The organism is Serratia proteamaculans, from assembly GCF_013337185.1.
GTDB classification, from domain to species: Bacteria; Pseudomonadota; Gammaproteobacteria; order Enterobacterales; family Enterobacteriaceae; genus Serratia; species Serratia proteamaculans_D.
Genome location: NZ_SWDE01000001.1, coordinates 17409 through 32105 on the forward strand (window position 1 = coordinate 17409; position 14697 = coordinate 32105).

General features: G+C 59.1%; 13 protein-coding genes. 6 read left to right on the forward strand and 7 right to left on the reverse strand.

Annotation, left to right across the window (positions count from 1 at the left end; all coding sequences use genetic code 11):
* Positions 1–130: 130 nt before the first annotated feature.
* From FCL49_RS00105 to FCL49_RS00125, 5 genes are read left to right on the forward strand one after another with little or no spacing between them, the layout of a single operon-like run.
* Positions 131–1819, forward strand: a complete 1689-nt coding sequence (locus tag FCL49_RS00105) for an ABC transporter substrate-binding protein (protein WP_174351941.1) — start codon at positions 131–133, stop codon at positions 1817–1819.
* A gap of 48 nt (positions 1820–1867) precedes the next feature.
* Positions 1868–2824: an ABC transporter permease gene (locus FCL49_RS00110; RefSeq protein WP_174351942.1), complete on the forward strand. Its 957-nt coding sequence runs from the start codon at positions 1868–1870 to the stop codon at positions 2822–2824.
* A gap of 2 nt (positions 2825–2826) precedes the next feature.
* On the forward strand, positions 2827–3777 hold the full coding sequence (opp4C, locus tag FCL49_RS00115) for an oligopeptide ABC transporter permease (protein WP_174351943.1): 951 nt from the start codon (positions 2827–2829) through the stop codon (positions 3775–3777).
* Positions 3774–4760 carry an ABC transporter ATP-binding protein gene (locus tag FCL49_RS00120; protein WP_174351944.1) on the forward strand — a complete coding sequence of 329 codons (987 nt, stop codon included), beginning with the start codon at positions 3774–3776 and terminating at the stop codon, positions 4758–4760. The genes opp4C and FCL49_RS00120 overlap by 4 nt, the downstream gene beginning before the upstream one ends.
* Positions 4750–5718, forward strand: a complete 969-nt coding sequence (locus tag FCL49_RS00125) for an ABC transporter ATP-binding protein (RefSeq protein ID WP_174351945.1) — start codon at positions 4750–4752, stop codon at positions 5716–5718. The genes FCL49_RS00120 and FCL49_RS00125 overlap by 11 nt, the downstream gene beginning before the upstream one ends.
* A gap of 1 nt (position 5719) precedes the next feature.
* Here FCL49_RS00125 and FCL49_RS00130 read toward each other — a convergent pair whose 3' ends face one another.
* Positions 5720–6694 carry an alpha/beta hydrolase gene (locus FCL49_RS00130; protein WP_174351946.1) on the reverse strand — a complete coding sequence of 325 codons (975 nt, stop codon included), beginning with the start codon at positions 6692–6694 and terminating at the stop codon, positions 5720–5722.
* 242 nt (positions 6695–6936) lie between these two features.
* On the opposite strand from FCL49_RS00130, the gene FCL49_RS00135 reads away from it, so the two are divergent.
* The gene (locus FCL49_RS00135; RefSeq protein WP_174351947.1) at positions 6937–7863 is read left to right on the forward strand and encodes a N(4)-(beta-N-acetylglucosaminyl)-L-asparaginase; all 927 of its coding nucleotides are present in this window, start codon (positions 6937–6939) and stop codon (positions 7861–7863) included.
* A gap of 9 nt (positions 7864–7872) precedes the next feature.
* Here FCL49_RS00135 and FCL49_RS00140 read toward each other — a convergent pair whose 3' ends face one another.
* The 6 genes from FCL49_RS00140 to FCL49_RS00165 form a co-directional block, all read right to left on the reverse strand.
* The gene (locus tag FCL49_RS00140; protein ID WP_254611034.1) at positions 7873–8865 is read right to left on the reverse strand and encodes a LacI family DNA-binding transcriptional regulator; all 993 of its coding nucleotides are present in this window, start codon (positions 8863–8865) and stop codon (positions 7873–7875) included.
* A gap of 61 nt (positions 8866–8926) precedes the next feature.
* A complete protein-coding gene (locus FCL49_RS00145; RefSeq protein ID WP_174351948.1) occupies positions 8927–10060 on the reverse strand; it encodes an ABC transporter ATP-binding protein in 1134 nt (377 codons plus the stop codon).
* Positions 10060–11469 (reverse strand): leucyl aminopeptidase family protein, encoded by a 1410-nt coding sequence (locus tag FCL49_RS00150; protein WP_174351949.1) that lies wholly within the window; start codon positions 11467–11469, stop codon positions 10060–10062. The genes FCL49_RS00145 and FCL49_RS00150 overlap by 1 nt, the downstream gene beginning before the upstream one ends.
* Before the next feature lie 3 nt (positions 11470–11472).
* Complete coding sequence (locus FCL49_RS00155) at positions 11473–12306, reverse strand: carbohydrate ABC transporter permease (protein WP_174351950.1); 834 nt, start codon at positions 12304–12306, stop codon at positions 11473–11475.
* Positions 12296–13237 (reverse strand): carbohydrate ABC transporter permease, encoded by a 942-nt coding sequence (locus FCL49_RS00160; RefSeq protein ID WP_174351951.1) that lies wholly within the window; start codon positions 13235–13237, stop codon positions 12296–12298. Before FCL49_RS00160 ends, FCL49_RS00155 begins: the two co-directional genes overlap by 11 nt.
* A 133-nt stretch (positions 13238–13370) precedes the next feature.
* Entirely contained in the window at positions 13371–14693 is a 1323-nt protein-coding gene (locus FCL49_RS00165) for an ABC transporter substrate-binding protein (protein ID WP_217434303.1), read from the reverse strand.
* Between the last annotated feature and the right edge of the window lie 4 nt (positions 14694–14697).

A 14697-nucleotide genomic window follows, 5' to 3' on the forward strand; every position in this document is an offset into this window, starting at 1 on the left:
CAATAGAAAAATTCATAATGCTTTTTCCGGCAAAGGAATGCCGGTTTCGTTGTTAGACAGCCCTCCGGCCGCCCATTACTCTTCGATAAATTTTGTCACATTTTATCAACGGGTAGACAAGGGGCAGTGGGTGAGCAAAATAAAAAATAATATAAACAAACTGTTGCAAAAACGACTGGTGCCCTTGGCGCTGGCCAGTGCGATAGGCATTTCATTGGGTGCGCAGGCGGAAACGCTGACGGAAGGGATCACTCCGGCCACCGATGCCAGCCTGGTACCCAGCGCCGCCAAGCTGCGTAAAGACACCGTGGTGGCCGGTATACTTGAACCACAGGGCAACTTTAACCCTTATCTGTTCACCAACGGCTGGGATGAGAACGTCACCGACGTGATTTTTACCCGGCTCATTGGCCTGGACAGTGCAGGTAAACCGGTGGCGCGATTGGCTGAATCCTGGCAGGTCAGCCCGGATAACCGGGTGTATACCATCAAACTGCGGCCCAATCTGCTCTACAGCGACGGTTCGCCGATCAAAGCCGAAGACATCGCTTTTACGCTGACGCTGCTGCATGACCCGGCCTATGACGGTGAAACCGACATTACCCCGGCGCATATTCAGGGCGGCGCGGAATACAAAAACGGCACCGCCCCCAGCGTCAGCGGGCTGAAGGTGATTGACGATCGCACCATTGAGATCACCACCACCCAGCCGGGTGCGACCACGCTGCAATTGATCGGCGGGCCGGTGTTGTCGAAAGCCTATTACGCCAAGGATTATCAACGCGGCAAGCTGGAAAGTGTGCGCGCGCTGAATGGCAAGCCGTTGGGCAACGGCCCTTATATTTACGACAAATATATTCCGGGGCAGGAGATCCGCTTCCACGCCAACCCGAACTTCTATCTCGGCCAGCCGGCGGTGGCGCGCTTTATTTACCGCGTGACCAACCCGGCCACCAACTTCCAGCTGTTCCAGACCGGTGAAACCGACTACGACGCCTTTACCGCCAAGCCCGATGATATTGAGCAGTTGAAGCTGTTGGGCTTTGCCAATATTAACCTGTACAGCTCCAGCGACTACAGCCGGGTGGATTTCAACCTTAAGCGTCCGGCGTTGCAGGACGCGCGTGTTCGTCAGGCCCTGATCTACGGCCTGGATCGTCAAAAGCTGATCACCGTGGTGTATCAGGGATACGGTACGGTGGCCAACCAGCCCATCTCTCCCGTTTCCTGGGCCTATGATCCGCAAGGCATCAATCCTTACGCCTACGACGTCAATAAAGCGAAACAATTGCTCGATCAGGCCGGGTGGAAACCGGGTGCAGACGACATTCGCCAGAAAGACGGCAAGAAGCTGGAGCTGACGCTGCTGGTGACCAAAAAGCTGCTTAACGATGCGCTGGTGCCGATCGCCAAAGACAACTATCGGCAGATAGGCGTGCTGCTGAAGCCGCAGGTGTTGGATTTCAATGCGTTGCTGGCACAGCGCAAGGCCGGGAATTACGACCTGGCGTCGCTCAGCACCAGCGGGTTGAATGACCCGCATGACGGGGTGCGTGATTTCATCAGTCAGATGAGTGAAACCGGCTATCACAACCCGCAGGCAGACAAGCTGATTGCTCAGGCTAACGCCACGCTGGATATCGGGCAGCGCAAGCCTCTGTATCACCAGCTGTATCAGGTGCTGGCGGAAGACCCACCGGTGATCCTGCTGGGTAACCGCAAGATCCTCAGTGCCAGCAGCGCCCGCGTCACCGGCTTTAAACCGGATGTCTACAATGGCCTGACCGGCAGCCTGCCGGACGTCAAACTGGCTCAGTAACGGCAAGGTACCGCCGCGTTCCTCCGCGCGGCGGTAATGGAAAACACCATGAGAAATTTTATCCTGCGCCGCCTGCTGCAAACCCTGCCTATGCTGCTGCTGGCATCACTGCTGATTTTCTTTATCTTCGCGCTGACGCCCGGCGATTTTATTGACGGCAACATTAACCTGACGCCACAACGCGCCGCCGAATTACGCGCGCTGTACGGGCTGGACCAGCCGCTGTTGATCCGCTACTGGCACTGGCTCGGTCAGTTACTGCAAGGCAATCTCGGCTTTTCGCTGCAGTACCAAATCCCGGTCAGCACCTTGTTGAACCAGTACATCTGGAACTCGTTCCTGCTGGCTTCGGTCGCCCTGGTGTTGTACTGGGGCATCGCGCTGGCGGTGGGCGTGGCGTCGGCGATGAAACCCTATTCGCTGTTCGACCATTTGGTCACCGTAGCGGTGTTCGGCGCCATGTCATTTCCGACCTTTTTCCTTTGTCTGCTGCTGATCAAATGGTTCGCCGTCGATCTGCACTGGCTGCCCGCGGGCGGCATGTTGCGCACCGGTAGCGAAACGACCGGGCTGGCCTGGGTGGCGGAAGTGGCGGCGCACCTGCTGTTGCCGGTGCTGGCGCTGGTGATGCTGCAGGCCGGTACTCTGACGCGCTATTTCCGTGCCAGCATGCTGGATGTGATCCGTATGGACTACATCCGCACCGCTCGCGCCAAAGGCCTGAAGGAGAAAACGGTGATCGTCAAACACGCGCTGCGTAATGCCTTGCTGCCGATCATCACGCTGCTGGGGTTTGAATTACCGGCGCTGTTTTCCGGCGCGCTGATCACCGAAAAAATCTTCAACTGGCCAGGGGCGGGGCACATCCACATCGACTCGCTGGCCGCCCGTGACTATCCGGTGCTGATGGGCTTCACGCTGTTTCTGGCGGTGCTGACCATTTTGGGCAATCTGCTGGCGGACATTTTGTACGCCTATGCCGACCCACGAATTCGTTTGAGGTGAAGATGTTGGCAACGCTGTTTTTTGGACGCCGTCGCCGCTGGCGGCAGGCGCAACTTCCGGCGCTGGCGCAACTGTCGCCACCCCCGACCGCTCAGGCCTGGCAGCGGCTGCGGCGTCACCGGCTGGCGATGGCCTCGCTGCTGTTGCTGCTGATACTGGCGGTGCTGTGCCTCTTCGGGCCGATACTGTCGCCCTGGCAGGACGATGCCGGTGATGCGCTGAACATCAACCAGGCGCCCAATGCGGCACACTGGCTCGGCACCGATTTTCTCGGTCGCGATATTTATACCCGCCTGCTGCTGGCGGGGCGTATCTCGCTGACCATCGGCCTGGTGTCGATGCTGTTGTCCGTCACGCTCGGTTACCTGCTGGGGGCGCTGTCCGGCTATCTGGGCGGTATGGTGGACAAGCTGATTATGCGCTTTGCCGATCTGCTGATGACCATCCCCAGCCTGCCACTGCTGATCATTATGGGCGCGATGCTGTCCGAGCTGGACGTCTCGCCGGACTACCGTATCTACATGGTGATGATCATGCTCAGCCTGCTGGGCTGGCCCTCACTGGCGCGGCTGGTGCGCGGTCAGATCCTTTCGCTGCGCGAACGCGATTTTATGCTGGCGACCGAAGTGCTCGGGCTGTCCACCCGGCGGCGTTTGTTTGGCCATCTGTTGCCGAACACCATTCCCATCCTGGTGGTAGTGGCGACCATGGGCGTTGCCAACGCCATTCTCAGTGAGTCGGCACTCAGCTACCTGGGGCTGGGCGTGGTACCGCCGACGCCGTCGTGGGGCAACATGATGGATGCCGCCAACAGTCTGATCGATTTTCAACGTCGCCCCTGGTTATGGATGCCACCGGGTCTGGCGATTTTTATCACCGTAGTAGCGATTAATATTCTGGGTGACGGCCTGCGGGACGCGCTCGATCCGAAAATGAACGGAGCAAGACCATGAGCCGACCCCTGCTGGCTTTTAATCAACTGTCGGTGGCCTTCAATGGCGAACAGGGCCGGGTGCAGGCGGTGCAGCAACTGAGTTTTGAACTGCATGCCGGGCAGACGCTGGGGGTGGTCGGCGAATCCGGCTGTGGTAAAAGCGTCACCGCCATGGCATTGATGGGGCTGTTGCCGCAGCCGCTGGCGCAAATTGACGGCGGCGAAATCCATTTCGACGGGCAAGATTTATTGAAGCTGCGGCCGCAGCAGATGGCCGATCTGCGCGGTAACCGGTTGGCGATGATTTTTCAGGAGCCGATGAGCGCCCTGAACCCGGTGCTGACCATTGGCGAACAGCTGGTGGAACCGCTGATCCGTCATCGCGGCACTTCGCCGAAGGCGGCCTGGCGCGAGGCGACGGCGCTGATTACCGAGGTCGGGCTGGCGCGTGCGGAGCAGTTGATGACCAGCTACCCGCACCAGCTTTCCGGCGGCATGTTGCAGCGCATTATGATTGGCATGGCCATCAGCTGCCGTCCGGCACTGTTGATAGCCGATGAGCCGACCACTGCGCTGGATGTCACCGTACAGGCGCAGATCCTGGCACTGCTGCGTGAACAGACCCGCAAAAATAATATGGCGATGATGCTGATCACCCACGACCTTGGCGTGATTGCCCAGATGGCCGACCGGTTGGTGGTGATGTACGCCGGACGGATAGTCGAACAGGGGGCAACGCGTGAAGTGCTGGCTAACCCGCTGCACCCCTATACTCAGGGGCTGATGGCTTCGCGGCCGGTGGCCGGGCAGCGGCGGCGCAGGTTGTATTCGATCCCCGGTCAGGTCCCTGATTTGGCTAAACTGCCCGAGCATTGCGCCTTTGCCGATCGTTGCGCTCAGGCCAGTGCGCGCTGTCGCGACGGCATTCCACCCATGTATGGCCCATTGCAGCGTCAGTCTGCCTGTTTTCTGAATGCGGGAGGGCGTGTTGATGTCGGCTGAGTGGTTAGTGGAAGTCAAAGGTTTGAAGAAGCATTTTCCGCTGCGTGAAGGCCTGTTCGGCCGCACTAGCGGGCAGCTGCAGGCGGTGGATGACGTCAGTTTCGGTATTCGAAAAGGCACGATTTTCGGCCTGGTGGGCGAGTCCGGCAGTGGGAAAACCACCGTGGGGCGCACGCTGCTGGGGCTGCATGACAAAACCGCCGGTGAGGTGCTGTTCAAGGGGCAGGCGCTGGATGCGCTCAGCCCACGACGGCTGCGTGAGATGCGCCCGAAGATGCAGTTGGTGTTTCAGGACCCTTACAGTTCGCTGAACCCCAGGATGCGCATAGGCGATGCGATTGGTGAAGCCCTGTTGCAACATGGGCTGGCGCAGAAAAACGAGCTGCGCGATCGGGTGATCGACACCATGGAGATCTGCGGGCTGTCAGCGCAGCATTACGGACGCTTTCCGCATGAGTTTTCTGGTGGCCAGCGACAGCGCATCGGTATTGCCCGCGCGCTGATCTTGCAACCGGAATTTATCGTCGCCGATGAGCCGATTTCGGCGCTCGACGTCTCAATCCAGGCGCAGATCATCAACCTGTTTTCCGATCTTCAGGAGCAGCAGGGAGTGACCTTCCTGTTTATTTCGCACGATCTCGGGGTGGTGGAACACCTGTGTCAGGACGTGGCGGTGATGTATCTCGGCCAGATTGTCGAGAGTGCAGACCGCGACAGCCTGTTTGCTCAACCGCGCCATCCCTATACCCAGGCGTTGCTGGCGGCGGTGCCCAGTCTGGATCCGCAGCGCCAGCCGCTGGCGATGGCGCGGGGTGAGCTGCCTAACCCGGCGCAACCGCCGCACGGCTGTCGCTTTCACACCCGTTGTCCGCAGGCCACCGCACAGTGCCGGGAACAGGCCCCGGCATTACGTACGGTGGCCGCAGGGCATCGGGTGGCCTGCCATTATGCCGAGTAACCTAGGCCAGATAATGCTTCAGCGCTCGTCCGGCCTGATGGATGGCGGAATGTACCGCCGGCACATGGGCGATAGGGTTTAGCAGACCGTAATCGTGGATCAGTCCATTGTAGCGGGTGGAAGTGACCTCTACCCCGGCGGCATTCAGCAGCCGGGCGTAGGCCTCGCCCTCGTCACGTAGTACGTCCAGTTCGGCGGTCTGCACCAGTGCCGGCGGCAGGCCTTTAAGCTGTTCCAGCGTGGCATTGAGCGGCGAAGCGTAAATCTCCTTACGCTGCGCTTTATCGGTAGTGTAGTTGTCCCAGAACCACTTCATCATGTTGCGGGTCAGGAAGTGGCCTTCGGCGAACTGGTGATAAGAGTCGGTATCAAAGCTGGCGTGCGTTACCGGCCACAACAGGATCTGCGTGCGCAGCGCCGGGGTGCCTTTCTCTTTGGCCATCAGGCTGACCACCGCCGCCATATTACCGCCGACGCTGTTGCCGACCACCGCGAGCCGCGAACCGTCAACGTTGATTTTCTCGCCGTATTCGGCCACCCATTCGGTGGCGGCATAGGCCTGATTGATGGCGGTCGGGTAATGGGCCTCCGGTGACGGGGTATAGTTGACGAACACCGCTGCCGCCCCTGAGCTGTAAACCAAATCACGCACCAGCCGCTCATGGGTAGGGAAGTCGCCCAGCACCCAGCCGCCGCCGTGGAAGAACATAAATACCGGCAGTGCTTCCTTGACCTTGGCCGGTCGCACAATGTGCAGCAGGATATCCTGCCCCTCGACATGAATGGTTTTCTCGCTGATTTCGACCTCGTGCAGCGGCACTTCGACGCTACGCTGCGCGCCCTCCAGCACTTTGCGCGCCTCTTTCGGTTTCATCTGTTCCATCGGCTTGCCGTCACCGGCATTCAACGCATCCAGAAAGGTACGGATATCGTGCTGAGCGGCGGGTTGGGTGGGATCTACAGTTTTCTTGGACATCATGGCTCCTCAAGCGTTTTTCGGTCGAGATCACAGTGTAGTTGAATGATGCACGTTTGCTGGCCCGACAGCACGTTGAGAAAAGGCGTGCCAAGCCACGCTTTCGGCCGCCTGAGTTTGACTTTTCTACGGGGTGAAGATACTTTTTAAACACCAATGGCACACGTGTTCCATTGGCGTCGATCACCGGATAACCCGGTGCCTCTTTTGGGCGCTAAACGCCGTGCGGGAAACAGAACCCTATGATTGTGATTGCAAACTCTGAAGGACATCCGGGCATCGGTCTGTCGGCCGAACGGCTGCAGCAGGGGCACAACGGCCTGCGGGCTATCGTTGACGGCATCAAGCTGGTGGAGTTGGATCCGAGCGTGCGCACCGTGGGCTATGGCGGCTGGCCCAACGTGTTGGGTGAGATGGAGCTGGATGCTTCGGTGATGGACGGTGACAGCTTGCGCACCGGCGCAGTAGGGGCATTGCAAGGCTATTTGCATCCGGTGGAGGTGGCGTACCGGGTAATGGAAGACCTTAACCACGAGATCCTGGTCGGTGCCGGGGCGGCACGTTTTGCTGCCGAAATTGGCGCACTGGCCGGTGACAATCTGATTGCCGACTCCAAACGCGTCTGGTGGGAAAAGCTGGAGCAGGCGATGAGTGCCGAACAGCGCCGTGACTGGCCGAATATTCCGTTGGCCGGGCTGTCGAACAACGCCACCGATCCGGAGCGAGTGCGCGATACCACGGTATTTTTAGCGCAGGATGGTGGAGGGACCCTCAGTGCCGCTACCTCGACCTCGGGCTGGGCGTGGAAATACCCGGGAAGATTGGGAGACAGCCCGATCATCGGCAGCGGCTCCTATGCCGACAGCCGCTATGGAGCCTGTGCCTGCACTCACACCGGGGAAATGACCATCCGCTGCGGTACCAGCCGCGCCGTGGTGTTGTACATGAAGATGGGCATGACGCTGGATCAGGCAGTGTATGAAGCGATAGAGGATTTGAACTACCTGAAGGACGGTTATACCGAAGGGGTGACCATCCATGCCGTCGATAAACAGGGCAACCACAAGGTGGTCAGCCTTAATTGCCCCGGCCCGATCCAATACTGGCTGTGGCAAACCGGCATGGAGGCACCGGAATTACGCGATGCCGAGATGATTACTACCCGCTGAAAGATAGGGTTAGCAGGAGGCGCGGACCACCAGTTCGGTGGGAATGGTCACCTGCTGCGGCGCGGCCTGCGGGCTGCTGCTGCGTAGTTCGATCAGTTGCACAATGGCGGCGATCATCGCACTGATATCCCGCCGTACCGAGGTCAGTTGGTAGCTCGGCCAGGCGGCCATCGGGATATCGTCGAAGCCGTAGACCGCGACGTCCTGCGGGATGCGCAACGACGTATGCAAACGAATATAATCCATCACCCCCATCGCCATGGAGTCTGCGGTGCAGAAGATCGCCTGCGGAGCCGGCTGTGCCGCCAGCAGCTGCGGCGCCAGTTTGAAACCGCTCAGATAGCTGTAATCCCCGCTGAGCTGGGCCACGATCTGCAATTGCTGCTGCGCCGCCTGGGCTAAAAAGGTCTGTTGACGCAGCTGTTCCCCTTTGGCGCTGCTGCGTCCGCCAAGGACTGCCACCCGTTGTTGACCCTTTTGCGCCATCAGCGCCGCCAATTGTTGCAGGCTGGGGGCCTCATCGGCGTTGAGCGCATCGCACAGGGCATCGGCCGCCAGGCCGTTGAGCATAATCGGCGTGGCGACGCGAAACAGATCCCTGGCGGCGCGGGCGCTGATATGGTCGGCGAATACCACGGCAGAATCTACGTGATAGGAAATGGTTTGTTTTAGGTAACCGGCCGGATCTTCGATGCCTTCCAGCCGGATCATCACCGCCTGCCGGTTGCTGTTTTGCAACTGTTCCACCAAACGGTCGAAAAACTCCAGGTCGGACAGGTCATGAAAGTGGTTTACCACCACTGCGACAAAGCCGGTTTTGCCGGTGTGCAGGCTCTGGGCGATGGCATCCGGGGCATAGCCCAGTTGGCTGGCGACGCGCATCACCAGCTCACGGTTTTTCTGCGATACCCGGCCCTGATTGGAAAAGGCGCGGGAAACCACGGTGCGTGAAACGCCGGCCACGCGGGCGACATCGTGAGAGGTGACTTTTTTAATCGGCATGGTGCGCATACTCAACGGAAAACAGGGCGCTGCGGTAGGGTCGCGCAGCGGGCATAGGGTCTCACAGAATGCCGGTCGGTAACACTGTTTCCCCCTGCGGTGCCAGCCGTTCGCCGGTTTGTGAGTCAAAAAAGTGCAGCGCGCTGGTATCCAGCGTCACCGCCAGCGGTTGCCCTTGTGACTGCTGCAACTGAGAATGCTGTTTCACGATGTACTGCGCGCCGTTATCACCCTGCACGAACAGATTGCTCTCCGCCCCCAGATTTTCGCTGTATACCAGCGTCCCGGTCAGATGCGGTTCTGCCAGCGGTTCACTGATTCGGCAGGCTTCCGGACGACAGCCCAGCGTCAGCCAGGCGCCCTGTTGCTGAGTCAACGCCGGGAAATCGGCGGCGGCCAGCGGCAGCACCAGGCCCGAATCGCCTTGCAGCACAATCTGATCCCCCTGAACCTGTACCTGCACTTCAAACAGATTCATTTGCGGTGAGCCGATAAACTCGGCGACAAAACGATTGACCGGACGGTGGTAGAGATCCAGCGGCGTGCCGATTTGCTGGACTTTGCCCTGGTTCATGATCACCACTTTGTCCGCCATGGTCATTGCTTCCACCTGATCGTGGGTGACGTAGATAATGGTGGCACCAATCGCCTTGTGCAGCGCCGACAGCTCCTGACGCATGCGGTTGCGCAGTTTGGCATCGAGATTGGACAGCGGTTCATCGAACAGGAACACCTTCGGCCGCCGGACGATCGCCCGGCCAAGCGCCACCCTCTGGCGTTGGCCACCGGAAAGCTGACCGGGTTTAACCTGTAGAAATTCGCTCAGGTGCAGCATTTCGGCGACGGCGGCAATCTGGCCGGCGATCTCCGCTTTGGCCATGCCTTTGATTTTCAGCGACAGCGCCATGTTGTCGTACACCGTCATGTGCGGATACAGCGCATAGCTCTGGAACACCATGGCGATATCACGGTATTTGGGCAGCACTTCGTTCATGCGTTCGCCGTCGATGCGCAATTCGCCGGAGGACAGGGTTTCCAGCCCGGCGATCATCCGCAGGGTGGTGGACTTGCCGCAGCCCGATGGGCCGAGCAGCACCACAAATTCGCCTTTTTCCACCTGCAGATTCACGTTGCTTGCGGCCTGATAGCCGTTGTCATAACGTTTGTTGATATCGAGCAATTCTACGTAAGCCATCAGTGCTCCGTTTCGGCAAGCAGGGAACTCAGCCGTGCCAGCAGCAGCACGCCGAATGAGGACGCGCCGTTGGCGTACAGCTTGCGGTGCGGCATATCGGTCGACATGGCGGCGATGTCCAGATGCGCCCAGCGTTGACCCGGTTGTACGAACTCGCTGATAAAGGTGGCCGCCACGCACGGGCTGCCGTGCGGATCTTCACCGCCGTGGCGGTAGTCGGCAAATTCAGACTTCAGCACGCCGCGATACCAGCCGCCGTGCGGCATCGGCCACACCGGTTCTGCGCTGACCTGGCCCGCCTGGGTGACCTGCGCCAGAAACGTCGGGTCGTTGCCCATCATGGCGGCATATTCCTTGCCCAAAGCCACGCCGGCGCCGCCGGTCAGGGTGGCAATGTCCAGCAGATAATCCGGTTGGAAGCGTTGCTGGGCATAGCTGATCACGTCCGCCAGCACCATGCGACCTTCGGCGTCGGTGGAAATGATCTCCACCGATTTGCCGTTGTGCATAGTGACAACGTCACCAGGGCGCTGGGCGCGGGAGGAGGGCATGTTTTCCACCAGCCCGCACAGGCCAATGACGCGGATTGGCAATTGCAATGCGTCGATAATGCGCATTGCACCCACCACCGCGGCGGCACCGCCCATATCGAACTTCATGGTGCTCATGCGTGCCGCACCTTTGATGCTGATACCGCCGCTGTCGAAGGTGACGCCTTTGCCGACCAGCGCCAGCGTGTGGCGGGCGTTGGCCGGGTGGTGATCGAGGATCAGCAACTGCGACGCGCGGGCGCTGCCCTGGCCGACCCCGAGCAGGCCGCCAAAGCCCAACGCCGCCATTTGTTCATCCCCCAAGACCTCCTGACGCAGATGACGGAAGGGCAACTGTGCTACCGCTTTTACAAAGCTTTCCGGGTAGAGAATATTGGCCGGTTTGTTCATCAGCTCGCGGCCAATGATCACGCCCTCGGCATGCAGATTAGCCCAGTCGCACAGAGCCTGAGTGGCCGCGTCCTGGCTGCTTAGCGGCAGGGTCGGGTCGGCAAGCCGGGCGTTGGCGTGATGCTGATAATGATAAGCGCCCAGCCGCAGGCCGAACAGTAACCAGCGCCAATTCTCGGCATCTGCCGGCAGCTCTGGGGCCAGCGTCAGGCGGAGCTGTTGCAGCCCGTAGTCTTTTTGTCCGGCGGCGATCACCGCCCCGGCATCCTGTAGCGCGGCAGGGGTCAGCGGCGTGCCAATATTGAGCGCAAAACGGCCGTCACCCAGTGGATAAAGCGTGCCGACGGTTGCCCGCTGCAGCCCGGCATTTTGCAAGGTGGCAGGCAGTGGGTCTTCTGCGGAGGCAAACAGGATCACTTGTTGACGCTCGTTCGCGCCGTTAACGCGGTAAATATCGATTGATTGCATAAGTTACCCTTTGACCGCCCCACGGGTGAGGCTTTCCATCATTTGTTTGGACGAGAAAATAAAGGCGATCAGCAGCGGCACGATCGCCAGGAAACTGCCGGTCATCACCAGGTTCCACGGCGTGGCAGTGGCACCGCTCAGGCTGCGCAACACCAACTGAAGAATTTGTTTGTCCGGCGACTGCAACGCCACCAGCGGCAGCATAAAGTTGTTCCAGGTATCGACCACCACTACGATCGCCACCGTCAGCAGCGCCGGGCGCATCAACGGCAGGCCGATACGCAGGAATATTTGCAGTTCGTTCAGGCCATCCATGCGCGCACTGTCGAGAATTTCACTGGGCAGCGAGGAGCTGACGTACTGGCGCACCAGGAAAATGCCGAAGATGTTGACCCCGGCGGGGAGCCAGACGGCGGCGAACTGATCCAGCAGGCCGACGCTTTTGATCACGAAGAAATAAGGCACCAGGTTGACCACGCTGGGCACCATCATGGTCAGCATCAGGGTGGTGAACAGCACCTTTTTGCCCTTGAACTGATAAACGCTGAAGGCGTAGCCCGCGGCGGCGGACACCAGCACGCTGGTCAGCGTCGCCATGGCGGTGACATACAGGGTATTGAGCAGCGCGCGGGTGAAAGGTACCTGCTGTTCCAGCCCCTGGTAGTTTTCCAGCAGATGGCTGCCAAAGCGCAGCGACATGCCCATGATGCTGCGGGTGTCCTGCGTCGCCAGCAAGGCCGACCAATAGAACGGGAATAATGACAGCGAAGCAAACAGTGAGACCAGCAGGTAAATCACCAGCTTGCCGGTGTCAAAACGGCGGCCGTTAGCGTTCATTGTTCAATCCTCCCCGCTTGCCAAAGCCCCAGAACACCAGGGCGCTGACCACGGCAATCAACAGGAACAGGATCCAGGAGATCGCCGAAGCGGTACCCATGTCCAGATAGGACCAACCGGTTTTGTAAACGTACATCGATACCGTCAGGCCGCTGTTGTCGACCCCGCCGGTGCCTTGCGTGAGGATCATCGGTTCATTGAACAATTGCATATTGCCGATCAGCGTCATCAAGGTGGCGAAGAAGATAAAGGGCGCCAACAGCGGCAGGGCGATATAGCGAAATTTTTGCCAGCGGCCGGCGCCGTCCAGTTCTATTGCTTCGTACAGGTCCGGTGAGATCGACGCCAGGCCGGTCATGTAGATCACCGTATTGATGCCGGTAAACTTCCAGGTCACCTGATTGGCGATAGTGAAACGGATCCAGTCGCTATCAAAGAAGTTGATCGGCAAGGCAGCGGCCAGCGCGCCGAGGTGCAGTCGGGTGGCTAACCCGCTGAGCAGTTCGTTAACCATGCCGACCGGGGAGAACAGGTTGAACACAATCAGGCTGACGGCGACGGAAGAGGTGATGTAGGGCAGGAAGATCGCCGCCTTCAAAAAGCGTCTGCCGCGCACGATGATGTGCAGCAATGAGTAGGCCAGGGTGATGGCGAACAGGTGCTGACACAGACCGGACACCAGCGTAATTTTGATGGTGTTGACCAGCGACACCCAGAAGGCATCGTCGGTGAAGGCATAGTAAAAGTTGTCCAGCCCGACAAACTTCATCGAGCTGAGGCCTTTGACCGGGTTCCACGACTGAAATGACAGAAACGCCGAGAAGAAGATCGGGAAGGCGTTGAACACCGCGAACAGCAGCATAAATGGCAGCAGCAGCAGGTAGGCGGTGCGGTGATCGTGCAGCAGCCCTTTGAAAAATCGCTTACGCATAGACTCCCCGAACCGACGGAAATAAAACATGGGTGGCCGAAAGGCCTGACTGAATATCGCCTCTTTCTTGAGGAGAGGGGGAAGGTTAATCGCGTTTCCCCCTCACCCTAATCCTCTCCCATGGGAGAGGGGATTATAATGAGCGCATCCGCCGCTCGAGCAGCTTGTTGGCATCGCGCAGGGTGCTGTCGATGTCCTGATGCTGCACCAGAATTTTCTTCGCCGCTTCGTTAAGAATTTCGTTGGCGATGTTGTCTTCCGGCGATGAGGCGACCGGTTTCAAATCCGGCACCAGACTGGCGTAGTAGCGCATCGAGTGTTGACCGCCGAGAATGCTGCTCGGGGTGTCAAAGTAGGGCGCGTTATACACGTCGAGGCGGGCAGGTAAGGTACCGGCGGTTTTCGCCGCGTCGATCACTACGTCACGCTGCATAAAGTACTGAATGAACTGCCAGGCCGCCTGGGTGTTTTTGCTCTGCTTCGGGATCACCAGCGTGGTGCCACCGGCATTGACCTTGATATTGCCCGGCACGCCGGTCACCCGCCATAGCCCGGCTTTGGCACCGTCCGGATCCAGTTCCTGCTCGATGCGGCCTTCGTCCCAGGGGCCGTCGATATCGGCGAACAGTTTCCCCTGGCGGTACAGTTTGATGTATTCCTGCGAGTTGGTTGAGCCGTCGAGCGAGGCGGCCAGCCCTTTGTCATACAGCGTTTTAATCACCGTCATCAGCTGCTTGATTTGTGGCGAATCAAGATTGGGTTTGCCGTCTTTGGTGTACACCGGCTTGCCCGGTTCACTGTTCATGCCCACCACCAGCGGGTTGATCAAACTGGTGGCTGCCGGGAGCAGATAAGCGCCTTGCTCTTTTTTCAGTTTTTCACCAAAGGCGATAAAGCTGTCCCAGCTTTTGGTGATGTCTTCAATCTTCACGCCAGCCTTCTGCACCATGTCGTTCCGGTAGATCATGATCACCGGGCCGGTGTCGTAAGGCACACCATAGATGTTGCCATCGTTGCCCTTCGCCAGGCTGATCATCGAAGGATCAAACTGCCAGCCCTGGCTATCGATGCTAAACGGCGGAGCGCTCAGGTTGTTCAGCCCGCCTGAGTTGGCAAAACTGCCCAGCTTGATGGTGCTGACGCTGAAAATATCGGCGGCACCCTGGCCGACGGCCAGCGCGGTGGTCAGCTTTTGATGGCAGTCGGCGAAGCCGCATTTGATCGACTGCACCTGGATGTCCGGATGTGCCGCCTCAAAGTCTTTAATCACCTTGTTGATGTAATCATTCGGCAAATAGTTGGCGAAGGTAATACGGGTGTTGGCGCTGGCGGAAACGGGCAGGGCCAGCAGCACGGCCAGTGCGGCCCCGGTGATCCTATGGTTAGTACGCAAGCAGAAATGAGCCATGATAACCCCGATGCTGTGCAGTCGATGTGGTGTGTGTTTTTTCATCATGGAA